Genomic DNA, 22,665 nt, shown 5'->3' with positions numbered 1-22,665 from the left:
GAAAGTCTTCACAAGGAGGTGATGGTCACGCCCAGGGAGCGCATGTGCCGGGTCCAGGTCTCGAGCGTCAGCAACTGCCAGATCTGCTTGGAGTAGTCCTGCCGCCCGGCCCGCTCGTCGTCGACCAGGCGCTGTACGGCGGACTGCTGCAGGAAACCGCTGCCGACCAGCTCGCCGCGCAGCAGCACGTCGTCCACGAGCTCACGCAGGTCATTGCGGACCCAGGCCCGCAGCGGCGCGCTGAACGACGCCTTCGGCCGGTAGATGATCTCCTTCGGCAACCAGGCTTCGGCCGCCTTCTTCAGCGCGAGCTTGCCCTGCCGCCGGTGGATCTTCTCGATGCCCGGGATGGAGAACGCGGCCCGCACCACGACCGGATCCACGAACGGCACCCGGACCTCGGTCGACGCGGCCATGCTGGACCGGTCGGTGTATGCCAGGTTCAGGCCGGGCAGGAACATCCGTGCGTCGGCCAGGCACATCCGGTTCACGTGGTCGTCGAGCGTGGTGTCGTGGTAGATGTCGCTGTGCTCGGAGATCAGCTTCCCGACGTACGGCTCCAGGTCCGGACTGAGCAGGCCGGCGAGCTCGTCGGCGTCGTACATCGTGTAGCTGCGCCGGAACGCGGCCTCCTCGGGCAGGTCGGCGAAGGTCAGGAACCGCTTCGCCCACCGCGCGTACCGCAGGCCGCGCCCGTTCGCCGTGACCGGCAGCCGCCGTACGGCGGGACCGACAAGATCGTTGCGCAGGACGCCGGGGAGTCGTTGGTACTGCGCTCCCATCGCGCAGGCGAGGTGTTTGCGGTAGCCGCCGAACAACTCGTCGGCGCCCATCCCGGACAGCAGCACCTTGACGCCGGCGTCGCGGGCGGCGTCGCACATCAGCAGCGTGTTGATCGCGGCCGGGTCGCCGACCGGCTCGTCAAGCACGTCGACGATCCGGGGGAGCAGGTTCACCACGTCGGGCGCGATCTCGATCTCGTGCAGGTCGATGCCGAACTGCTGGGCCACCTTGCGGGCGTAGATCGCGTCGTCCGGCATCGCCTCGAGCCGCTGGTCCTGGGCCCGGAAGGTGATCGTGTACGAGTCGATCCCCGGGTCGAGCCGCTTGGCCAGCACCGTGACCAGGCTGGAGTCCAGACCGCCGCTGAGGAACGTCGACACCCCGACGTCGGCGACCAGGTGCGCGGCCACCGACTCCTCGATGATTGTCCGCAGGTCGGCGCGCGGGCCGGCGGCCGCCTCGGTGGCGACGTCGGTCACCCGCCAGTACGTCTCGTGCCGGCTGCTGCCGTCCGGCCGGAACTCTGCCCACGAGCCCGGCGGGAGTTTGTCCACGCCGTCGATCGCGCAGCGCTGTTCGGGTAGCCAGTAGTAGAGCATCGAGGAGATCAGCGCGCCGGGATCGGTGCGCAGTTCCGGGCCGATCGCGGCAACCAGGGCCTTCAGCTCGGAGGCGAAGATGACGCCGCCGTGCCGGCGCAGGAAGTACAACGGCTTGATGCCGAGCGGGTCGCGGGCCAGGAACAGGCTGCCGCTGTCCTCGTCGAGCATCGCGAACGCGAACATGCCGCGAAACCGCGACAGCGCGGCCGGACCCCAGCGCCGCCAGGCCTCCAGCACCACCTCGGTGTCGGAGTGCGTCCGGAACGCCACCCCGCCCCGGACCAGCTCGGCGCGCAACTCCTTGTAGTTGTAGAGCTCGCCGTTGTAGCTGATCGTCAGGCCGCGCTTGGTGAACGGCTGGTCCGCCCCCGAGGACAGGTCGATGATCGACAACCTGCGGTGCGCCAGGTACGCGCGGATGTCACCGTCCTCGAACCGGTAGACCCCGTCGGCGTCCGGACCGCGGTGCGCGATCCGGTCGTTCATGGTCTGCGCGAGGGTGAGACCGTCGTGCTGCTGGTAGCAGCCGGCGATGCCGCACATCAGGACCCCGCAGCCTTCGGGAACTCACCGACGACGCTCGAGTGCCCGGTGAGCCGGTCGTACACCTCGAGGTAGGCCTTCTGCTGGTGCTTCCAGGCGAGCACCTGCTCGACCCGCTCCCGACCGAACCGGCCCATCCGGCGGCGCCGTACCTCGTCGTCGAGCAGGTCGACGATCGCCTGGCCGTACTTGGTCACGTCGTTCGGCTCGACGTACACCGCGGCGTCGGCGGCCGAGACCTTGGTCTCGATCAGGTCGAAGGCGACGACCGGCAGCTCGAACGCCATGTACTCCATCGTCTTGTTCATCGTGGAGACGTCGTTGAGCGGGTTCTTCGGGTCCGGCGACAGACCGAGGTCGGCGGTCGACATCACCGTGCGGACCGTCTCGTCCGGCACCCGGCCGGTGAACTCGACGTGCTCCTGCAGCCCCAGCTGGTCCCGCAGCGCGACCACGTCGTCGAACGCGTCGCCGCCGCCCATCAGCGTGAACGCGATGTCGGTCCGGCCGAGCTTGTTGACGACTACGTCGGCCGCCCGGACGACGATGTCGACGCCGTCCTGCGGGCCCATCACGCCGATGTAGGTGACCAGGTACCGGTGCCCGCGGCGCACCGACTCGTCCGGTGCGCCGCGGCGCAACCGCTCCGGATCGGGCCCGGTCCGCACGACGGTGACGTCGTGGTTGGCCTTGCCGCTCCGGGTGATCGCGATGTGCCGGTAGGAATCGTTGGTCGAGGTGACGTGGTCCGCCGTCCGGTGCGTCCGCCGCTCCAGCCAGCGCAGTCCCTTGTACGCCGGGCTCGTCGTACCGCCGAACCTGGACTGGAACAGCTCCGGGCACAGGTCGTGGTGGTCGAAGACGAACTTGGTCCGGTCCAGCCGGCGGAGCAGGATCGCGATCGGCCAGAAGATGTCGGGCGGGTTGCACGCCTGCAGGACCTGGAACTTGCCGGCCTTGCGCGCCCGCAGCACCAGCAGCAGCGTCATCAGGAACGAGTACGCGTACTCCGCCACGAAGCTGAGCTTGCTGCCACCGGGAGCGTACGCCTTGTACTTGTGCACGGTGACGCCCTCGAGGACCTGGTACGACGGATCACCCGGGCCTTTGGGGCAGACCACGGTCACGTCGTACCCGGACGCCGTCAGGGCCTTGCACTCCAGCCAGACCCGGCGGTCGAACGGTACCCACAGGTTCTGGATGATGATCAGGACGCGCGGACCGCTCACCAGCCCACTCCTTCGTATCCGGCCAGCGCCTCGACCTCGGCGCCCAGCCGGCCGCTCAGGTCGATGGTGCGGGCCGGCGGCGTGGTGAGCAGCGCGCTGATCGCCGCGGGGTCGGTCGCCGAGACCAGGGCGACGTCGGCGCCGTGGAGCGCCTCGACCGGGTCGGCGGTGAGCACCCGCTGCAGGTGCGGCAGCTTGGACCTCACGTGCCGCAGGTTGGCGCCGACCAGCCGGCTCGGGTTCACGATCGCGTCGTAGATGCGCAGGTTGTAGCCCTTGCCGATCAGTCGCTCGGCCAGCTCGACACTCGGGCTCTCCCGCAGGTCGTCGGTCGCGGTCTTGAAGCTCAGGCCGAGTAGCGCGACCTCCCGGCCCGGTCCGGCCACCACCCGGTCCACCACGTCGCGGACGGTCAGCTCGTTGGTCGTGAGCGTGCCGGCCAGCAGCGGCAGGTCGGTGTCGTTGACCCGGGCCAGGTGCAGCACCGAGCGCAGGTCCTTCGGCAGGCACGAGCCGCCGAACGCGAACCCGGGGCGCAGGTAGTACGGCGAGATGTTGAGGCTGGTGTCCTGGACGAAGAGCCGCATGACCTCCCGCGAGTCCACGCCGTAGTGCCGAAAGATCCGCCCCATCTCGTTCGCGAACGAGACCTTGGTCGCGTGGAACGCGTTGCAGGCGTACTTGAGCGCCTCGGCGGTGCGGACGTCGACCACCTGCACCTCGGCGGGGAGGAAGGAGAACAGGTCGGTCAGAGCGGTACCGACCCGCGGGTTCCGGGTGCCGACCACGACGAACGGCGGGTCGTAGAAGTCCGCGAGTCCCGATCCCTCCCGCAGGAACTCCGGGCACATCGCCGTACCGAAGGTGAAGTCATCGGACCCGGGCACCTCGGCCAGGACGTGCTCGACGACCTCGTCGACGGTGCCCGGCGGGACGGTGCTGCGGACGACGATGCTGTGGAAACCCGACGCCGGCGGCGCGACCACACCGGCTGCCTCCGCGATGTCGCGGACCGCGCGCCGGATGTAGGTGAGGTCGGTGCTGCCGGCCGGTGTCGACGGCGTCCCCACACAGATCAGGGAGACGTCCGCGCCGTCCAGTGCCAGTTGCGGGTCGGTCGTCGCGTGCAGTCTGCCCGCGGTGACGCCGGCCGCCACGAGCTCGTCCAGACCGGGTTCGACCACCGGGCTGTGCCCCTCGGTGATCGGTCCGACCTTGGCGGTGTCGACGTCGACCCCCCAGACATCGTGGCCGGCAGCAGCCAGGCAGGCCGCCGTCACCGACCCCACGTAGCCCAAGCCGAATACGGCAACCTTCATAACGCCCCCCAAATGAGCGTGGATCTCCCCTTGCTGGTCTCAGCCCTCTATGGAGCAGCCACCCTGAGGCGCTGATACACCAGATCTGCACAGACCGGCGGCGAGGAGCCGACAAGGCAGGTTGAGTGGTGAGCCGTGTTCAGTAGTCGGTCGACTCTTGGTCACCGACGTACGCACAAGAAGCGGCCGGTAGGCGGCCTTGAAGCCCGGTCGGAGCCAGGCGCACGAGCGTTGTGGGGCGTCGTACCTCTGCGCAGCGCCCGTCAGGCCGCGTCGGTCTTGTGGGCGGTGAACGAGACGTGGGTCTTGTCGTCGTCGAGGGCGATGGTGAGTGAGGAGTCCAACGCCTGAGCAAGTCTCGACAGCAACGGCAGCGTGGGCACGGTGTCCGAGCCTTCGATTCGGGAGACCTTGGCCTGAGTCAGACCGGCCCGGGCGGCCAGTTCGCTCTGCGTGAGGCCGAGCTCGGTGCGTCGTTCGAAGACAGCTCGCGCGAGTGCCATCGACAGCCGGATCTCCTGGCGGGCCTCCGCCACGTCTTCGGGCTCGGTGAAGCCGGCGGTGAGCTTCCGCTCACGCAGCGACTTCCAGCGGCTGTGGCTCATCGCTCGATCTCTCCTTCCTCGACGATCCGCACGAACTCGTCGTGCGCCGGTCCATGCTCGGCCTCACAGACCTGCTTGGCCAGTATGGCGCGTTTGACCTCGGTCTCCTCGCGCATCCGCGTCTTCCGAAAGACCGTCAGCAGAATGACGGTCCGGCCGGGCGCAATCCAGTACGTGATCCGCATCGCCGCCCCATCGAGAGTCGGACGCAACTCTCGTACGCCGTCGCCGAGGTACCGCGCGTACGGTTCGCCGAGCGAAGGAGCATGCTCCGCGAGCAGCCCCACGTACTCGTCGATCTTGAGGAACTGTTTGGCAGGCAGACCCTCCAACCATGTCCGGACCTCCGGCTCGAGCTCGATCACGAAGAGCGGATCCACTGAACCATCCTATATGTCGTTAACGACATATGCATCTCTCTCGTGAACCGCCTGACGGTCGAATCTGCGGGCGATGTATCACGGGGCTTGCTCGGTGATCTGTTGTAGCGACGACGGAGACGAGTGAGGAGCGGGCGGATGAGAGTTCTGGTCACCGGGGATCGCGGGTACATCGGTGCGGTGCTGGTGCCGTTCCTGCGGGACGCCGGGCACCAGGTCGACGGGCTGGACACCGGGCTGTACGAGGGCTGCGACCTGCTCGGCGGGCCGGACCCGATCGGCTCCCGCAAGCCGCGCGACATGCGTGACGTCACCTCCACCGAGCTCCAGGGGTACGACGCCGTCGTCTGCCTGGCCGCGTTGTCCAACGACCCGCTCGGCCACCTGAACCGGGACGCGACCTACTCGGTCAACCTGGACGGCACCCTGAACGTCGCGCAGGCGGCCAAGGAGGCCGGCATCCAGCGGTTCCTGTTCGCCTCGTCCTGCAGCCTGTACGGCGCGGCCGGCTCCGAGGCGGTCGCCGAGGACGCCGAGATGTTCCCGGTCACGCCGTACGGCGAGACCAAGGCGCTGGCCGAGAAGGAGCTGTCCAAGCTCGCCGACGACAACTTCAGCCCGACGTACCTGCGCAACGCGACCGCGTACGGCGCCTCCACCCGGCTGCGGCTGGACATCGTGGTGAACAACCTGACCGCGATCGCGATGACGAGTGGCCAGGTCCGGCTGGAGAGCGACGGCACGCCGTGGCGGCCGCTGGTGCACATCGAGGACATCAGCCGGGCGTTCCTGAGGGTGCTGGAGTCGCCTCGCGAGGTGATCCACGACGAGGCGTTCAACGTCGGCCGGTCCGAGGACGTGGTCCAGGTCCGCGACATCGCCGAGATGGTCCGCGAGGCCGTACCGGGCTCGACGCTGTCGATCGCCGAGGGCGCCGGACCGGACCTGCGCAACTACAAGGTCGACTTCGCCAAGCTCAACGACACCTTCCCGGACCTGCAGCTGCAGTGGACCGTGCGCAAGGGTGTCGACGAGCTCGCCGCCGCGTACGCGCGGCACGGCCTGACCCAGGCGGACTTCGACTCCGCCCAGTTCGTCCGGCTGCGCCGGATCCAGCAACTGCTGTCGGCAGGTCTGGTCGACGACCAGCTGCGCCGGCAGACCGATGACCAGTTCCCGGGACCGGGGGCAGCAGTGTTCACCAAGAATGACGCAGCCGAGGAGAAGCACTGATGGGGGAACCAGTCGCCTGCCGCCTCTGTGGCGAGCCTTTGATGCGCACGTTCGTCGACTTGGGGATGTCGCCGCCGTGCGAGAGCTACCTGCGGGCCGACCAGCTCGACAGCGGTGAGACGTTCTACCCGCTGCACGTCCGGATCTGTGACAACTGCCTGCTCGTCCAGCTGCCGGCATACGTCGCGGCCGACGACGTGTTCAGCGACTACCTGTACTTCTCGTCGTACTCGACCAGCTGGGTGGAGCACGCCCGCCGGTTCGTCGTGGACATGCAGGAGCGGCTCGACCTCGGCGCCGAGAGCCTGATCGTCGAGGCGGCCAGCAACGACGGCTACCTGCTGCAGCACGCGGTGGCGCTCGGCATCCCGGTCCTCGGCATCGAGCCGGCCGCGAACATCGCCGAGATCGCCAACGAGAAGGGCATCCGGACCGAGAGCTACTTCCTCGGCGAGGAGACCGGCCGGGACGCGGCCGCCCGGCACGGCCAGGCGGACCTTGTCGTCGGCAACAACGTGTTCGCGCACGTGCCGGACATCGTCGACTTCGCCAAGGGCCTGCGGGCATTGGTCAAGGACGACGGCCTGGTGTCGCTGGAGTTCCCGCACCTGCTCCGGCTGATCGAGGGCCGCCAGTACGACACGATCTACCACGAGCACTACCAGTACCTCACCCTGAAGACCGCCGCGGCCGCGCTGGAGAAGGCCGGCCTGAAGGTCGTCGACGTCCAGGAGCTCGTCAGCCACGGTGGTTCGCTGCGGCTGATGTCGCAGCCGGCCGAGACGGCGGGGGAGCCGTCGGAGCTGGTGCTGAAAGTCCTGAAGGACGAGGAGGACGCCGGGCTGCACACGGTCGAGGGACACGCCGGCTTCGCCAAGGACGTGTTCGCGATCAAGGCCGACCTGGTCAGCTTCCTGGTCGGCGCCGCCCGGGACGGCAAGTCGGTCGCCGGGTACGGCGCTCCCGGCAAGGGCAACACGCTGCTGAACCACTGTGGCATCCGTGAGGACCTGCTGCCGTTCACGGTCGACCGCAGCCCGCACAAGCACGGCATGTTCCTGCCCGGCACCCACATCCCGATCCACGCGCCCGAGCGGCTGGCCGAGGTGAGGCCGGACTACATCGTGATCCTGCCGTGGAACCTGCGCGAGGAGATCGTCCACCAGTTGGCCTACGCACGGGAGTGGGGCGCGCAGTTCGTCGTGCCGATCCCGCGCCTCACTGTGCTCTGAATCGTCTTTGGGCTCTGAAACGCGTTGGGGGGAAGGGAAACTCAGATGAAGGTCGTGATCTTCTGTGGGGGGTTCGGGCTGCGGATGCGCAGCGGGGTGGACTCCGCACCGAAACCGATGATGACGATCGGCGACCGGCCGGTCCTGTGGCACGTGATGCGCTACTACGCGCACTTCGGGCACACCGAGTTCATCCTCTGCCTGGGCTTCGGCGGCTCGGCGGTCAAGGAGTACTTCCTGCGGTACGACGAGACCGTCTCGAACGACTTCGTGATGACCAAGGGCGGGCAGCGGATCGAGCTGCTCGACTCCGACATCAGCGAGTGGAAGATCACCTTCGTCGACACCGGGATCGACACCTCGATCGGTGAGCGGTTGCGCCGGGTCCGCCCGTACCTGGAGGACGACGACGCGTTCCTGGCCAACTACGGCGACGTGCTGACCGACGCGCCGATGGACAAGATCGTCGACCACGTGATGACCAGCGACATCACCGCCAGCCTGCTCGCGGTCCCGCCGCAGGCGTCCTTCCACGTGGTCGAGTTCGGCACCGACTCCCGGATCACCGGGCTGCGCTCGGCCGCCGACCTGAACCTGTGGATCAACGGCGGCTACTTCGTGATCAAGAAGGAGATCTTCGACGTCCTGCACGAGGACGAGGACCTGGTCGGGGACGCGTTCCCGCGGCTGGCCGCGATGAGCAAACTGGAGGCGATCCCGCACCACGGGTTCTGGGCGCCGATGGACACGCTCAAGGAGCGCAGCCAGCTCGAGGAGCTGTACCGGACCGGCAAGAAGCCGTGGGCGCTGTGGAGCCACGAGACCCGCGAGCAGCGGTCCCGGGTGCTGGAGAAGCCGGAGCTGCTGTCCGACGACTCGCCCATGGTGGTGGCGATCTGATGCTGCCGTTCCAGCTCGGCCTGATCGAGCGCCCGGTGCACCTGGTTGCCCTGGGCGCGCATCCGGACGACATCGAGATCGGCTGCGGCGGCACGCTGCTCAAGCTGGCCGAGTCGGTGCCGGAGCTGACCGCCGAGTTCGTGATCGCGACCGGCAGTGAGCTGCGGCTCGACGAGGCGCGGCGGGCGGCGGAGCTGTTCCTGCCCGAGTGCGAGGTGACCGTGACCTCGGCCGGGCTGCCGGACGGCCGGCTGCCGGCGTTCTGGAACGAGACCAAGGAGTTGCTCGAGGCAACGGCTCGGGGGAGCAGGAGCCCGGACCTGGTGCTGGCGCCGAGCCGCACCGACGCGCACCAGGACCACCGCCTGATCGCGGAGCTCGCTCCGACGGTGTGGCGCAGCCACCTGGTGCTGCACTACGAGATCCCCAAGTGGGACGGCGACATCGGCCGGCCGTGGCTGTACGTCGACCTGACCGAGGAGCAGCTGCGGGAGAAGATCACCCGGCTGCACAAGGCCTACCCGTCCCAGGTTCCGCACGACTGGTTCGACGAAGAGGTCTTCGCCGGGCTGGCCAGGCTGCGCGGCATGGAGTGCCGGGCGCCGTACGCGGAGGCGTTCACAACGGCCAAGGCGACATTGACATGGTGACGGCATGGTGACGGCATGGTGACCGGAGGGGGCGCAGTGAGTTTCAAGTGTCGTGGGTGCGCGGGGGAGAACGTCGTACCCGTGGTGGATCTCGGGGCGCAGCCGTGTGCCGACTACTTCCCGCCCGCGGAGACGCCCGGCCCGGATCCGCGCTGGCCGCTCGAGCTGTGGCTGTGCCGGGACTGCACGCTGGTCCAGCTCGGCCCGGTCGAGCCGCAGCTGCCGGAGGAGCCGCTGGCGGTCGAGTCGGCGACCAGCATCGCGCACGCGGAGAAGTCGGTGAAGGAGATCCTGGCCGAGTACCCGGAGCTGAACGGCGGCGTGGTGTTCGAGTTCGCCAGCCACCACGGTGGTTCCTGGCTGCAGCACCTGTACGCCGCCGGGTGCCGACTGGCCGGCGACGGCGAGCAGGCTGACCTGGTGGTCGACGTACACGGCATCGTGCACGAGCCCGCGTTCGGCGAGCTGCTGAAGCTGCGGGCGGACCGCCTCGCGCCGGGCGGGCTGCTGGTGATGGAGTTCCACCACCTGTTGCCGTTGTTCATCGGCAACCAGTTCGACACCATCCGGCACGGCCACTGGTCGTACATCTCCCTGCGGGCATTGCAGCGCGTCGCCGCACTGCACGGCCTGACCGTCGAGTCCGTGAAGCAGGTCGAGATGTTCGGCGGCAGCCTGATGGTGATGCTGCGGCACGCCGCGGTTGCCAAGCCGGATCCGTCGGTCGACGTCGTGCTGGAGGACGAGGACGCGGCCGGACTCGCCGACGAGGTCCAGCTCGGCAGCCTGCAGGAGGCCGCGTGGCATGCGGCCGGCGTACTGCACGAGGAGCTCGCCCGCCACAAGGCCGCCGGCCGGACCGTGCTCGGGTACGGCGCTCCCTCGAAGGCGCCCGTGCTCCTCGACCTCAGCAAGATCACCACGGACCTGCTGCCGTTCACGGTCGACCTGGCCCCCGGCAAGCACGGCCGCCGGATCCCGGGTGGCTGTGGTGTCCCGATCCGGCCCATCGACGAACTCCGGGCCGCGAAGCCGGACGTCGTCCTGGTGCTCACCTGGGACATCGCCGACGAAGTGATCTCACAGCTCGAATCCGCCGGCGGCTGGGGCGCCACGTACCTGGTCCCGCTGCCCGAACCGCACGAAGTCGTGGGCTGACCCATGCGAGGGGTGCTGCGCCGCGTTACCTGGGGACTTGCTGACCAGGCTGTCACCAGCCTGGTCAGCTTCGTGGTCGGCATCGTCGTCGCGCGGTCGCTGGGCGCCGCGGAGTTCGGCGCCTTCAGCCTTGCCTGGGTGACCTACGGGCTGGTGGTCAACATCTCCCGCGGTCTCGCCACCGATCCGCTGGCGGTGCGGTTCAGCGGGGTGCCGCACGCGGACTGGAAGAAGGCCGTGGCGAGCTCGTCCGGGATGGCGATCGCGGTCGGTCTGGTGACCGGCGCGATCTGCGCCGCGGTCGGCGTGCTGATCGGCGGCCGGCCGGGCGCCGCGTTCATCGCGCTGGGCATCGTGCTGCCCGGCCTGATGCTGCAGGACAGCTGGCGGTTCGCGTTCTTCGCTTCCGGTCAAGGCGGCAAGGCGTTCCTCAGCGACATCACTTGGGCGTTCGCGCTGGTGCCACTGCTCTACCTGGCCAAGCACGACGGTCCGAGCGTGACCAAGTTCGTCCTGGCCTGGGGTGCGGCGGGCATCTTCGCGGCGCTGGTCAGCGGGGTGCAGGCCGGCGTCGTACCCCGGCTGTTCCAGGCTCTGCACTGGCTGCGGAACCACCGCGACCTCAGCCTGCGGTACCTGGCGGAGAACGTGACCATCAGCAGCGCCTACCAGCTCAAGATGTACGGCCTCGGCGCGTTCGCCGGAGTGGCCGCGGTCGGCACCGTTCGCGGCGCCGAGATGATGCTCGGACCGTTCTTCATCGTGCTGTCCGGTATCGGTCTGGTGGCGGTCCCGGAGGCGGCCCGGATGTTGCGCCGATCGCTGCGTGCGCTGGAGAAGTTCTGCCTGCTGCTCGGCGGCTCCCAGGCGGTCGCCGCGCTGATGTGGGGCTCGGTTCTGGTGCTCTTCCTGCCGCACGCCTGGGGGCACGCCGTGCTCGGCGAGGTCTGGGACAGCACGGAGCCATTGTTGGTACCGGCAACTTTGTCGGTGATGTTCGCCAGCTTCTACACCGGCGCGTCGGCCGGCCTGCGCGCGCTCGGGGTGGCTCGGCGGAGCCTGAAGGCCCAGCTGTACGCCTCGACCGCGTACCTGGTGGGCGGGGTCGGCGGCGGGATTGTGGCCGGCGCCCTGGGGTCTGCCTGGGGCGCGGCGGGCGCGACGTTCGTCGGGGCGATCGTCTGGTGGTGGAGTCTCGGGGTGGGGATCCGCGAGCGGCGGCATGAGACGGAACCGGAACCGGCTGGGGCGGCGGACCGGGAACAGATGCCAGAAATGAGGAGCACATGAACGCGGTACCAAGGCTGAGTATCGGCTTGCCGGTCTACAACGGGGAGAAGTACCTGGCCGAGTCCCTGGACGCCCTGCTGGGACAGAGCTACGGCGACTTCGAGCTGGTCATCTCGGACAACGCCTCCACCGACGGCACGGAGGAGATCTGCCGCGAGTACCTGGCCAAGGACTCGCGGATCAGCTACTTCAAGCAGCCGGTGAACATCGGCGCGACACCGAACCACAACTGGACCTTCGAGCACTCCCACGGCGAGCTGTTCAAGTGGGCGTCGTACGACGACCTCTACGGCCGCGACCTGCTGGTGCGCTGCATCCAGGCGCTCGACGACGACCCGGCGCTCGTGCTGGCGCACGCGCACCAGGCGATCATCGACGGGAACGGCGACATCGTGCTGAAGGTCGACTACCCGCTGGCCACCGACGACCCGCGGGCGCCGGAGCGGTTCAAGAGCCTGCTGTTCGGGGTCGGCGGTGACGACTTCTACGGCGTGATGCGCTCGGACATCCTGCGCCGGACGCCGCTGAACGGCAGCTACCACCACTCCGACCGCACGATCATGGCCGAGCTGTGCCTGTACGGCCGGTTCCACCAGGTACCCGAGCTGCTGTTCTTCCGCCGGGACCACCCGGACCGGGCCGAGCGGGCCAAGCCGACCATCCGGTCCCGGTCGGCGAACATGGAGCCCCGCCGGGCCAGCCGGCTCAAGCATCCGACCGCCCGGCTGCTGGCCGAGTACGTCGGCGGCTTTGTCGGCGGGATCCGCCGGGCGCCGCTGTCGTCGTCGGACCGGCGCAAGTGCTACGGCCACCTGGCGCACTGGCTCACCGACCGGGCCATGCCCGGCTCGTCGTCGCGCCGGATCGAGGACAGCGCATCGCCCAGCGCCCCAACCGCGATCCCGGAGAGCTCCGCGGTCGCCGGTCAGCGGAGGGCTTCCTAGGAATGACTACTGCGGGGACGAGCAGGCCGCTACGGATCGCCATCTTCGGCCTGCTGGGATCGGGCAACCTGGGCAACCACGGGTCGCTCGACGCGATGCTGCGGTTCCTCCGGACCAGTCACCCGGATGCCGAGATCAGCTGTGTGTGCTCCGGCCCTGAGGAGCTCGAACGGCAGTACGGCATTCCGGCGACGGCGATGACCTGGTACGCCGCCCACGGTCCGGGCCGGTCCCGGATCACGACGGCCGTCCGCAAGCTGTTCGGCAAGGTGGCCGACCTGGTCCGGATGCCGCGGCTGCTCCGCCGGTACGACGTGGTGATCGTGCCCGGCATGGGTGTGCTGGAGACGACCCTGGAGCTCAACCCCTGGGGCTGGCCGTACGCGCTGTTCCTGATGTGCGTCTCGGCCCGCATGGGCGGCGCCAAGGTCGCCCTCGTCAGCGTCGGCGCGAACGTGGCCCGGGAGCGGTCGATCCGGTGGCTCTACACCACCGCGGCACGACTGGCGACGTACCGCTCGTACCGGGACAACCTGTCGCGCGACTCGATGCGGGCGATGGGGCTCGACGTCAGCCAGGACGAGGTCTACCCGGACCTCGCCTTCGCGCTGCCCGAACCGATTCCGCTCGAGCCGTCGCTGCGGCCGCGCAAGACCGTCGGGCTCGGGCTGATGGAGTACCACGGCACCAGCGCCGACCGGGGCCGGTCCGACGAGATCTACGCCGAGTACGAGGCCAAGATCGTCGAGTTCGCCCGCTGGCTGGTCGACGACGGCTATCGGATCCGGATCGTCACCGGCGACCCGGTCGACGAGGTCGTGGTGGCCGCCGTGTACGACGACCTGCGCAAGACCCGGCCGGAGCTGGCCGAGTCCCGGCTGGTCCGGGAACCGGCCGACTCGCTCGGCGAGCTGATGAGCCAGCTGGCCGGGACCGACCTGGTCGTGGCCTCGCGGTACCACAACGTGCAGTCCGCGCTGCGGTTGTCGAAGCCGACCATCTCGATCAGCTACGCGACCAAGAACGACATCCTGATGGAGGACATGAGGCTGGCCGAGTTCCGCCAGTCCATCCGCAACCTCAGCGTGTCGCGACTGATCGAGCAGTTCCGCGCCCTGGAGGCGCGGGCGGGCCGGCTCGAGCCCGCGATGCGCGAGAAGAACACCGAGTACGCCGTCCTGCTCGAGCAGCAGTTCGCCGTGTTGTCCAAGACCCTGTTCGACACCGGCTCGTCGGTCCGGGTGAGCAGGCACTAGGAGGATCGATGGACGTCATCCAGGTACCGAGGATCGCCGGCGGGCTGATGTTCCTGCCGACCCCGCACCGCGACGAGCGTGGCTTCTTCTCGCGGACGTACGACCGCGACGTGGTCGCCGCGGCCGGCCTCGACCCGGACGCGTTCGTGCAGGACAGCATCTCCCGGTCGGTGCAGGGTGTCGTCCGCGGCATGCACGTCCGCGCGGGCGCCGGCGAGGCGAAGCTGGTCCGCTGCTCGTACGGCGCCGTCCTGGACGTCGTCGTCGACCTGCGGCCGGACTCGCCGACGTACCGCAACGTCGAGTACTTCGAGCTGACCGGGGACAACCAGGTCACCGTCTACGTCCCGGCCGGGTGTGCGCACGGATTCCAGGCGCTCACCGACCCGGCCGACGTCTCGTACCGGATCGACCGCGCGCACGACCCGAGCGAGGACGTCTCGATCGCCTTCGACGATCCCGGTCTGGCGATCGAGTGGCCGTTGCCGGTCACGTTGATGTCCGAGCGGGACAAGGCCGCGCCTTCGCTGGCCGAAGCAACCAGGAGACTGTCATGACCAAGTCGTTCGGCAAGTCGGTCCGGGCCAACGCCCGGTTGCACGAGCTCGTCCCCGGCGGCGCGCACACCTACGCCAAGGGCGACGACCAGTACCCGCAGAACATGGCGCCGGTCATCTCGCACGGACTCGGCGCACACGTCTGGGACATCGATGGCAACGAGTACGTCGAGTACGGCTCCGGGCTGCGCGCGGTCAGCCTGGGCCACGCCCACCCGAAGGTGCTGGAGGCGGTCCGGCGGGAGCTCGGCCGCGGTAGCAACTTCGTCCGGCCGAGCATCGTCGAGCTCGAGGCGGCCGAACGGTTCCTGGCCTCGGTGCCGACCGCGGACATGGTGAAGTTCGCCAAGAACGGCTCGGACGCCACCACCGCCGCGGTGAAGCTGGCCCGCTCGGTCACCGGGAAGCCGCTGGTCGCGATCTGCTCCGACCACGCCTTCTTCTCGATCGACGACTGGTTCATCACCCGGACCCCGATGGCGGCCGGCATCCCGGACGAGATCGGCGGCCTGACGGTGGCCTTCCCGTACGGCGACCTGGCCGCGACCGAGGAACTGCTGATCCGTCACGAGGGCCAGATCGCCTGCCTGATCCTGGAAGCGGCCACCCAGCACGACCCGCCGGCGGGCTACCTCGAAGCACTCCGCGACCTCGCCCACCGCTACGGCGCGCTGCTGATCTTCGACGAGATGATCACCGGCTTCCGCTTCTCCGAAGCCGGCGCCCAGGGCGTGTACGGCGTGACGCCCGACCTCTCCACCTTCGGCAAGGCGCTGGGCAACGGGTTCGCGGTGTCTGCCCTGGCCGGCAAGCGGGAGTTCATGGAGCGCGGCGGTCTGCGCGACGACCACGAGCGAGTGTTCCTGCTGTCCACCACGCACGGCGCCGAGACGCACGCGCTCGCGGCTGCGATCGCCGTGATGGACATCTACCAAGAGGAAGGCATCGCGGCCCGCCTGCACGAATTGGGCGACAAGCTGGCCGCCGGAGTCCGGGAGGTCGCCGCGGCGGCCGGGGTCGAGGACCACGTCGTCGTCCGGGGGCGGCCCAGCAACATGGTCTTCGCGACGCTCGACCTGGACGGGCAGCCGTCGCAGGAGTTCCGCACGCTGTTCCTGCGCGAGCTGATCCTCGGCGGGGTGATCGGGCCGTCGTTCGTGGTCAGCGCGGCGTTGACCGACGCGGACATCGCGCACACTGTCGACGTGGTCGGCCAGGCTTGTGTCGTTTACCGCAAGGCACTGGACGGCGACGATCCGACACCGTGGATGGGCGGACGTTCGGTCAAGCCCGTCTTCCGCCGGTTCGCCTGAGCACGGCGTCGGTCAGCAGCGCGGTCACCGGGACCACGACCAGGGCCAGGCCGAGCCCACCGACCGTGTCGGTGGGGTAGTGGGCGTCGAGGATGATCTGCGCCCACGAGGTGACGGCGGCTCCGGCCACGGTGACGCCGAGCATGACCGCCGTACCCGCGATCGGGCCGAGACCGAGCACGTCGGCCAGGAGGATGCCGACGATCAGCGCCGCGGCGGTGAGCGCCGCGGTGTGCCCGCTGGGGTAGGACAGGAAGCCGGCGTGGATCCGCCTGTCCACGAACGGTTTGATCGCGGTCGCGAGCCCGGTGACCAGGATCATGCTGACCACGGCGGCGGCCGCCAGCGCACGTCGTCCGGCCAGCCAGCAGGCCAAGGTGACGGCGACCAGCAGCAGCGCGCGGCCGACCGGTTCGCCGAGCCAGTCGATGCCGCGGATCACGTCGTACGAGCCACCCGGTGCGTTCTCGACGACGGCCTTCTCCACGCGGAGGTCCAAGCGGCTGGGACCGGTGTCGCCGGCGAAGACCAGCGCGGGCACGACCAGCGCTACCAGCCCGAGCAGCGCCAAGGCCGCGACCGGTCGGCGCGCCGCCGGAGCCAGTGCCGGCCGGCGCACGGACACGCGTGTCCGATCGATGTCGTCCACTGCCATTTCCCCCACTTCACCCCCGCGCAAATTCTAGCCAAGCATTCCGGCGTCATCGTCGTCGGCGGCCCTCACGCGTAGTACGCTGCGATGTCCCGTCGCTGACCGGCGGGTGAATTCTGGGGATTTCAGGCAACGCAGTTGTGCCGTCACCTTCGGCGGCGATCTCCGTTTGACAGTGGGTAGGGCAGACTGCAGACTGCGGCGAGCACATACCGTGATTCAGCGGTCGCAGCGTGAGACGAGAGGCCGGAGTGAGCGGAGCAGAGGCGCCGGACGCGGTCGATGGCCGCCGTCCGCTCTGGGTGGTGCCGCACGAGGTTCCCGCGATCGTTCCGCTGCCGTCCCGTTCGACCGAGCCCCGCTGGGTCGGGGTCTACCGCTGGGCCGCGGTCGGTGGCGATCTGCTGGCCGCCATGGTCGGTGTCTCGGTCGCCCTGCTGACCCGGTTCGGGTACCACGTCGGCAGCGGTTACCTGATCGTGAGCAGCATTCTGCCGCTCGCCTGGGTGGGTGCGGTCGCCCTGTCGAAGGGGTACGACCCCCGCTACTTCGGCGCCGGTCCGGACGAGTTCCGGTCGCTGCTGCGGTCCGGTGTCGGGCTGACGGCGGCTGTCGCGATGGCGTCGTACGTGACCAAGACCGAGATCGCTCGCGGCTTCGTCGTACTGGCGATTCCGGTGATGGTGGGAACGGCGCTGGTGCTGCGGTACGCACTGCGGAAGGACCTGCACCGGCACCGGGTCCGAGGCCGCTGCATGCATCGGGTTCTCGTGGTCGGGCGTAGCGGTCCGGCCGCGACCTTGTGTGAGCACCTCGAGAGCCGTCCGACCGACGGGTTCCGGGTGGTCGCCACCTGCCGGCCGCGCGGCGACGGCCACTCGACCGGGCCGATGCAGCCGGAGGAGCTGGACGAACCGGACATCCTGGCCGCGGCCGACCGGCACGCGGTGGACGTGGTCGCGATCGCGACCGATCCCGAGCTGGCCGGGCAGTCGCTGCGCCGGCTGTCCTGGGCGTTGGAGCAGCGTGGCATCGAGCTGATCGTGTCCCCGGGCATCATCGAGGTGGCCGGCCCGCGGATCTCGGTCCGCCCGGTCGCCGGCCTGTCGCTGCTGCACCTGGAGCGGCCGTCGGTCAGTGGCGGACCGCACCTGATGAAGGCCGTCTTCGACCGGGTGATCGCGCTCGGTCTCATCACCTTGCTGTCGCCGGTGCTGCTCGGCCTGGCGATCGCCGTACGGCTGTCGAGCCCCGGTCCCGTGCTCTTCCGGCAGCAGCGGGTCGGCCGCGCGGGGGTCGAGTTCACGATGATGAAGTTCCGCAGTATGTACTCCGACGCCGAGCACCGACTCGGTGACCTGTACGCGCTCAGCGACGGCAACGGCGTGCACTTCAAGATGCGCGACGACCCGCGGATGACCCCGCTCGGCCGGTGGATCCGGCGGTTCTCGCTCGACGAGTTGCCGCAGCTGTTCAACGTGCTGCGCGGCGACATGTCCCTGGTCGGCCCGCGGCCGCCGCTGTCGGAGGAGGTCGCCCTGTATGCCGCCGACGACTCCCGCCGGATGCTGGTCAAGCCCGGCATCACCGGCCTCTGGCAGGTCAGCGGCCGCAGCGACCTGTCCTGGGACGAGTCGGTCCGGCTCGATCTGCGGTACGTCGACAACTGGTCGATGACTCTCGACCTGCTGATTCTCTGGAAGACCGTGCGCGCGGTCATTTACGGCGCAGGAGCGTACTGATGGACCTTCATGCCCCTGTCTACGTGGCCGGCCACCGTGGCCTGGTCGGCTCGGCGATCTGGCGCCGGCTGGAGGGCGCCGGGTACCAGCACCTGATCGGCGCCTCGTCGTCCGACCTGGATCTGCGGGACCGGGCGGCGACGTTCGCGTTCCTGCGCGAGCACCGGCCTGCCGTGGTGATCGACGCCGCGGCCCGGGTCGGCGGCATCCTGGCCAACCGGGACCACCCGACCGAGTTCCTCAGCGACAACCTGCGGATCCAGGTCAACCTGATGGACGCGGCGCTCGAGGTGCGCACGCCGCGGCTGCTGTTCCTCGGCTCGTCGTGCATCTACCCGAAGTTCGCGGAGCAGCCGATCCGCGAGTCGAGCCTGCTGACCGGTGCGCTCGAGCCGACCAACGACGCGTACGCGATCGCGAAGATCGCCGGCATCATGCAGGTGCAGGCGGTCCGGCGGCAGTACGGGCTGCGCTGGATCTCGGCGATGCCGACGAATCTCTACGGTCCTCATGACAACTTCGACCCGGCGACGTCGCACGTGCTGCCGGCGTTGATCCGGCGGTTCCATGAGGCGCGGGAGGCTGATGCACCCGAGGTCGTGCTGTGGGGGAGCGGTACGCCGCGGCGCGAGTTCCTGCACGTGGACGACCTGGCCGACGCGTGTCTGCACCTGCTCGAGCACTACGACGAGCCGGAGCCGATCAACGTCGGGGTCGGCGCGGACGTGACGATTCGTGAGCTGGCCGAGCTGGTCGCGACGGTGGTCGGCTACACAGGTGCCATCAGCAACGATCTGTCCAAGCCGGACGGGACCCCGCGCAAACTGCTCGACGTGAGCCGGCTGAACGCGCTGGGCTGGAAGCCGTCCGTGTCCCTCGAGGACGGCGTCGCCGCCACGTACGCGTGGTTCGTCGCGGAGCAGCAATCGTGAAGAAGGCGTTCGTCACCGGGATCACCGGCCAGGACGGGTCGTACCTGGCCGAGCTGCTGCTGGCCAAGGGGTACGAGGTGCACGGCCTGATCCGGCGTGCGTCGACGTTCAACACCCGCCGGATCGACCACCTGTACGAGGGCCCGCAGGCCGAGGACAAGCGGCTGTTCCTGCACTACGGCGACCTGACCGACGGGTCGCGGCTGGTGACGCTGCTGGCCTCGATCCAGCCGGCCGAGGTGTACCACCTGGCCGCGCAGAGCCATGTCCGGGTGTCGTTCGACGAGCCGGAGTACACCGGTGACACCACCGGGATGGGGACCACGCGGCTGCTCGAGGCGATCCGGATGATCGGGCTGGACTGCCGGTTCTACCAGGCGTCGTCGTCGGAGATGTTCGGCGCGACGCCGCCGCCGCAGAACGAGGAGACCCCGTTCTACCCGCGGTCACCGTACGGCGCGGCGAAGCTCTACGGCTACTGGATGACCCGGAACTACCGCGAGGCGTACGACATGTTCGCGGTCAACGGGATCCTGTTCAACCACGAGAGCCCGCGGCGCGGCGAGACGTTCGTGACCCGGAAGATCACCCGCGCGGTGGCCCGGATCAAGCTCGGCCTGGACCAGCGGCTGTACCTGGGCAACCTGGACGCCTGCCGGGACTGGGGGTACGCGCCGGAGTACGTCGAAGCGATGTGGCGGATGCTGCAGCACGACACCCCGGCGGACTACGTGATCGCGACCGGGACGTCGTACTCGGTCAAGGACTTCGTCACGCTCGCCTTCTCCCACGCCGGGATGGACTGGGAGGACTACGTCGACTACGACGCGCGGTACGAGCGTCCGACCGAGGTGGACTCGCTGATCGGCGACGCGTCCAAAGCCAACACCGAGCTCGGGTGGAAAGCCCAGGTGCACGTCCCCGAGCTGGTCCGGATCATGGTCGACGCGGACCTGGCCGCACTGACCGAAGAGGACTGACATGCAGACGGCCACCGAAACCGCAGCCCGCGTCGACGTACTCGGCATCCACGTCAGCGTCACGAACCCGGACGACACGGTCGAGACGTTCGGCCGCTGGATCGACCGTGACGAGCGACACCTGGTCTGCGTGACCGACATGAACTCGTTGCTGCATGCGCGCGCCGACGAGCACCTCACCGAGGTGTTCAACACCTCCGGCCTGACCGTGCCGGACGGGATGCCGCTGGTGTGGGCGGGCAAGCGGGCCGGGTTCGAGCAGATGGCGCGGGTCGCCGGGCCGGACCTGCTCGAGCGGGTGATGGCGGCGGCGGCCGAGCGTGGCTGGACGCAGTACTTCTACGGCGGCGCCGAGGGGGTCGCCGAGGAACTGCGGTACACGTTCCAGGAGCGGTACCCGGCGCTGAAGGTGGTCGGCGTCGAGTGCCCGCCGTACCGGCCGCTCACCGAGGCCGAGGACGCCGAGATGGTGGCGCGGCTGAACGACGTCCGGCCGGACATCGTCTGGGTCGGGCTCGGCGCGCCGAAGCAGGAGCGCTGGATGGCCGAGCACCGGGACCGGCTGAACGCCGCGATCCTGATCGGGGTCGGCGCCGCGTTCGACTTCCACACCGGCCGGCTGGACCGGGCGCCGCTGTGGATGCAGCGAGCCGGCCTCGAGTGGAGCTACCGGCTCTACAAGGAGCCCCGCCGCCTCTGGAAGCGGTACGTCCTCGGCATCCCACGCTTCCTGTACGGCGTCCTGCGCAAGCCACCGACGCCAGTCTCATAGAGTGCTGTCGTGAAGTTCCCCCGGCGGCCGAAGCTCCGGCGACTGGCCGGACCGGCCGGCCGGGCGAGTTGGGGGTTGGCCGACCAGGCCCTGTCCAGCCTGAGCAACCTCGCGGTCGGCGTTGTGGTCGCGCGCTCCAGCACGGTCGCCGACTTCGGTGTCTACGCCCTCGCCTTCGGCGGGTACACGATCGCCCTGAACGTCTCCCGGGCCATCGCCACCGAGCCGTTGGCCGTCCGCTACTCCGGTGAACGGAACCCGGCCTGGGAGCGGGCGGTTCGGGCCAGTACGGCGACCGCGCTGCTGATGGGGTTCGCCGGACTGCTCGTCGGCCTGGCGATCGCGGCGTTCCCGGGAGTGCCGTCGAAGGGTGTGCTGATCGCGTTCGCGGTGACGATGCCTGGGTTGCTGCTGCAGGACGCGTGGCGGTGGGCGTTCTTCGTGGTCGGTGAGGGCCGCCGGGCCTTCGTGAACGACTTGATCTGGTTGCTGGCGATGCTCGCGATCTTCGGCGGTCTCTACCTGACCGGTACGGCGACCGCGTTCTCGCTCACGCTCGGGTGGGGCCTCGGCGCGGTGATCGCGGCGGTAGCGGGCCGGTTCCAGGCGGGCGTGTCACCTCGGCGGCAGTTGATCCGGGAGTGGGTGAAGGCGCACTGGGACCTCACGCCGAAGTACATGGGGGAGATGCTCGCGGTGTCCGGCACGATCCAGGTCTACATGCTCGGCATCACTGCCGCGGCGGGGCTGGCCGCGACCGCGGGCATCCGTGGCGCACAGGTCCTGCTCGGCCCGGTGAACGTGCTCAACCAGGGCATCCGAATGATCTCCGTCCCCGAAGCCGCGCGGGCGCTCCGGCACTCGTACCGCCGACTCTGGCTGGTCGGCCTGGCGATCTCTTTCGGTGTCGGGGCTGGGGCGCTGGCGTGGGGCGCCGTGTTCCTCCTGCTGCCGCCGGTCGTCGGTCGTGAGCTGCTGGGTCCCGGCGTTTGGAACCAGGCACACAACGTCCTGGTCCCCGTCATCCTGCTGCAGGCCTTCGGCGCCTCGAACGCCGGCGCCTTCGCCATCATGCGAGCCCTCACCGCAGCCACCCGAGGCCTCCGCGTCCGCCTGATCTCCTCAGTCATCCTCATCCTCTGCGGCGTAGGCGGCGCCTACCTCTGGGGCGCCCGCGGAGCCGCCTGGGGCCTGGCCGCAGCCTCCTTCTGCACCCTCCTCCTCTGGTGGAACGAAGCCCACCAAGCCATAGCAGCCCACCGCCGCACCTGAACAACACCACCTCCGGCGGCTGAGCTCCGTGGGACGCGAAACGACACGCCTTCGGCGGCGCCTGTCTGTTGGCGCCTCCGGCGCGCCGCGTAGCGGGGAGCGGCCGGGGGCGGTCGGCGGAGCCACCGGCGTACTGTCAGCCAGCTGATCCATCTCTCACGGGCGGAGGTGATGGGGCCGGTGTGGGGGGCGCGGCTCCGGGCTGCGGGAGTTTGCTAGTCGTGGGGGGGGGGGGGGGGGGGGGGGGGGGGGGGGGGGGGGGGGGGGGGGGGGGCGGGGGGGGGGGCGGGGGGGGGCCCCCCCCCCCCCCCCGGGGCGGGG

The 22,665-nt window shown here is 69.5% G+C and carries 21 protein-coding genes; 15 read left to right on the top strand and 6 right to left on the bottom strand.

Annotation, left to right across the window (positions count from 1 at the left end; translation table 11 throughout):
• Window positions 1–8: 8 nt before the first annotated feature.
• The 5 genes from asnB to ACIBL3_RS42390 form a co-directional block, all read right to left on the bottom strand.
• Window positions 9–1,928: an asparagine synthase (glutamine-hydrolyzing) gene (asnB, locus tag ACIBL3_RS42410; protein WP_396359673.1), complete on the bottom strand. Its 1,920-nt coding sequence runs from the start codon at window positions 1,926–1,928 to the stop codon at window positions 9–11.
• The gene (locus ACIBL3_RS42405; protein WP_396359672.1) at window positions 1,928–3,157 is read right to left on the bottom strand and encodes a glycosyltransferase family 4 protein; all 1,230 of its coding nucleotides are present in this window, start codon (window positions 3,155–3,157) and stop codon (window positions 1,928–1,930) included. Before ACIBL3_RS42405 ends, asnB begins: the two co-directional genes overlap by 1 nt.
• Window positions 3,154–4,476: a UDP-glucose dehydrogenase family protein gene (locus tag ACIBL3_RS42400; RefSeq protein WP_396359671.1), complete on the bottom strand. Its 1,323-nt coding sequence runs from the start codon at window positions 4,474–4,476 to the stop codon at window positions 3,154–3,156. Before ACIBL3_RS42400 ends, ACIBL3_RS42405 begins: the two co-directional genes overlap by 4 nt.
• A 263-nt stretch (window positions 4,477–4,739) precedes the next feature.
• Window positions 4,740–5,081: a helix-turn-helix domain-containing protein gene (locus ACIBL3_RS42395; RefSeq protein WP_396359670.1), complete on the bottom strand. Its 342-nt coding sequence runs from the start codon at window positions 5,079–5,081 to the stop codon at window positions 4,740–4,742.
• Window positions 5,078–5,461, bottom strand: a complete 384-nt coding sequence (locus tag ACIBL3_RS42390; protein ID WP_396359669.1) for a type II toxin-antitoxin system RelE/ParE family toxin — start codon at window positions 5,459–5,461, stop codon at window positions 5,078–5,080. Before ACIBL3_RS42390 ends, ACIBL3_RS42395 begins: the two co-directional genes overlap by 4 nt.
• 138 nt (window positions 5,462–5,599) lie before the next feature.
• On the opposite strand from ACIBL3_RS42390, the gene ACIBL3_RS42385 reads away from it, so the two are divergent.
• Genes ACIBL3_RS42385 through ACIBL3_RS42340 form a run of 10 tightly spaced genes read left to right on the top strand, consistent with a single transcriptional unit; the run spans window position 5,600 to window position 15,994 of the window.
• Complete coding sequence (locus tag ACIBL3_RS42385; RefSeq protein ID WP_396359668.1) at window positions 5,600–6,694, top strand: NAD-dependent epimerase/dehydratase family protein; 1,095 nt, start codon at window positions 5,600–5,602, stop codon at window positions 6,692–6,694.
• Complete coding sequence (locus ACIBL3_RS42380) at window positions 6,694–7,926, top strand: methyltransferase domain-containing protein (RefSeq protein WP_396359667.1); 1,233 nt, start codon at window positions 6,694–6,696, stop codon at window positions 7,924–7,926. Before ACIBL3_RS42385 ends, ACIBL3_RS42380 begins: the two co-directional genes overlap by 1 nt.
• Window positions 7,927–7,971: 45 nt before the next feature.
• On the top strand, window positions 7,972–8,826 hold the full coding sequence (locus ACIBL3_RS42375) for a glucose-1-phosphate cytidylyltransferase (protein ID WP_396359666.1): 855 nt from the start codon (window positions 7,972–7,974) through the stop codon (window positions 8,824–8,826).
• Window positions 8,826–9,476, top strand: coding sequence for a PIG-L deacetylase family protein (locus ACIBL3_RS42370; protein WP_396359665.1), 651 nt, complete (start codon window positions 8,826–8,828; stop codon window positions 9,474–9,476). The genes ACIBL3_RS42375 and ACIBL3_RS42370 overlap by 1 nt, the downstream gene beginning before the upstream one ends.
• Window positions 9,477–9,512: 36 nt before the next feature.
• Window positions 9,513–10,634 carry a class I SAM-dependent methyltransferase gene (locus ACIBL3_RS42365; protein ID WP_396359664.1) on the top strand — a complete coding sequence of 374 codons (1,122 nt, stop codon included), beginning with the start codon at window positions 9,513–9,515 and terminating at the stop codon, window positions 10,632–10,634.
• A 12-nt stretch (window positions 10,635–10,646) separates the two neighbouring features.
• The gene (locus ACIBL3_RS42360) at window positions 10,647–11,924 is read left to right on the top strand and encodes an oligosaccharide flippase family protein (RefSeq protein ID WP_396359663.1); all 1,278 of its coding nucleotides are present in this window, start codon (window positions 10,647–10,649) and stop codon (window positions 11,922–11,924) included.
• Complete coding sequence (locus ACIBL3_RS42355) at window positions 11,921–12,868, top strand: glycosyltransferase family 2 protein (RefSeq protein WP_396359662.1); 948 nt, start codon at window positions 11,921–11,923, stop codon at window positions 12,866–12,868. Before ACIBL3_RS42360 ends, ACIBL3_RS42355 begins: the two co-directional genes overlap by 4 nt.
• 2 nt (window positions 12,869–12,870) lie before the next feature.
• Window positions 12,871–14,124, top strand: coding sequence for a polysaccharide pyruvyl transferase family protein (locus ACIBL3_RS42350; protein WP_396359661.1), 1,254 nt, complete (start codon window positions 12,871–12,873; stop codon window positions 14,122–14,124).
• Between the two features lie 8 nt (window positions 14,125–14,132).
• Window positions 14,133–14,681, top strand: coding sequence for a dTDP-4-dehydrorhamnose 3,5-epimerase family protein (locus ACIBL3_RS42345; RefSeq protein WP_396359660.1), 549 nt, complete (start codon window positions 14,133–14,135; stop codon window positions 14,679–14,681).
• Entirely contained in the window at window positions 14,678–15,994 is a 1,317-nt protein-coding gene (locus tag ACIBL3_RS42340; protein ID WP_396359659.1) for a glutamate-1-semialdehyde 2,1-aminomutase, read from the top strand. The genes ACIBL3_RS42345 and ACIBL3_RS42340 overlap by 4 nt, the downstream gene beginning before the upstream one ends.
• Here the strand turns inward: ACIBL3_RS42340 and ACIBL3_RS42335 are convergent.
• Complete coding sequence (locus tag ACIBL3_RS42335; RefSeq protein WP_396359658.1) at window positions 15,966–16,649, bottom strand: phosphatase PAP2 family protein; 684 nt, start codon at window positions 16,647–16,649, stop codon at window positions 15,966–15,968. The two genes, ACIBL3_RS42340 and ACIBL3_RS42335, sit on opposite strands and share 29 nt — an antisense overlap.
• 248 nt (window positions 16,650–16,897) lie before the next feature.
• Here ACIBL3_RS42335 and ACIBL3_RS42330 point away from each other — a divergent pair, with 248 nt between their 5' ends.
• From ACIBL3_RS42330 to ACIBL3_RS42310, 5 genes are read left to right on the top strand one after another with little or no spacing between them, the layout of a single operon-like run.
• The gene (locus tag ACIBL3_RS42330) at window positions 16,898–18,388 is read left to right on the top strand and encodes a sugar transferase (RefSeq protein ID WP_396359657.1); all 1,491 of its coding nucleotides are present in this window, start codon (window positions 16,898–16,900) and stop codon (window positions 18,386–18,388) included.
• A complete protein-coding gene (locus ACIBL3_RS42325; RefSeq protein WP_396359656.1) occupies window positions 18,388–19,320 on the top strand; it encodes a GDP-L-fucose synthase family protein in 933 nt (310 codons plus the stop codon). Before ACIBL3_RS42330 ends, ACIBL3_RS42325 begins: the two co-directional genes overlap by 1 nt.
• Entirely contained in the window at window positions 19,317–20,300 is a 984-nt protein-coding gene (gene gmd, locus ACIBL3_RS42320) for a GDP-mannose 4,6-dehydratase (protein WP_396359655.1), read from the top strand. The genes ACIBL3_RS42325 and gmd overlap by 4 nt, the downstream gene beginning before the upstream one ends.
• 1 nt (window position 20,301) lies before the next feature.
• Window positions 20,302–21,072, top strand: a complete 771-nt coding sequence (locus ACIBL3_RS42315; protein ID WP_396359654.1) for a WecB/TagA/CpsF family glycosyltransferase — start codon at window positions 20,302–20,304, stop codon at window positions 21,070–21,072.
• Window positions 21,073–21,081: 9 nt separating this feature from the next.
• Window positions 21,082–22,344: a hypothetical protein gene (locus ACIBL3_RS42310; protein ID WP_396359653.1), complete on the top strand. Its 1,263-nt coding sequence runs from the start codon at window positions 21,082–21,084 to the stop codon at window positions 22,342–22,344.
• Window positions 22,345–22,665 lie beyond the last annotated feature (321 nt).

This window comes from Kribbella sp. NPDC050124, from assembly GCF_044460355.1.
Classification (GTDB): domain Bacteria; phylum Actinomycetota; class Actinomycetes; order Propionibacteriales; family Kribbellaceae; genus Kribbella.
The sequence above is the reverse complement of the archived record's forward strand: the minus strand, read 5'-3'. Positions and strand labels throughout refer to the sequence as shown.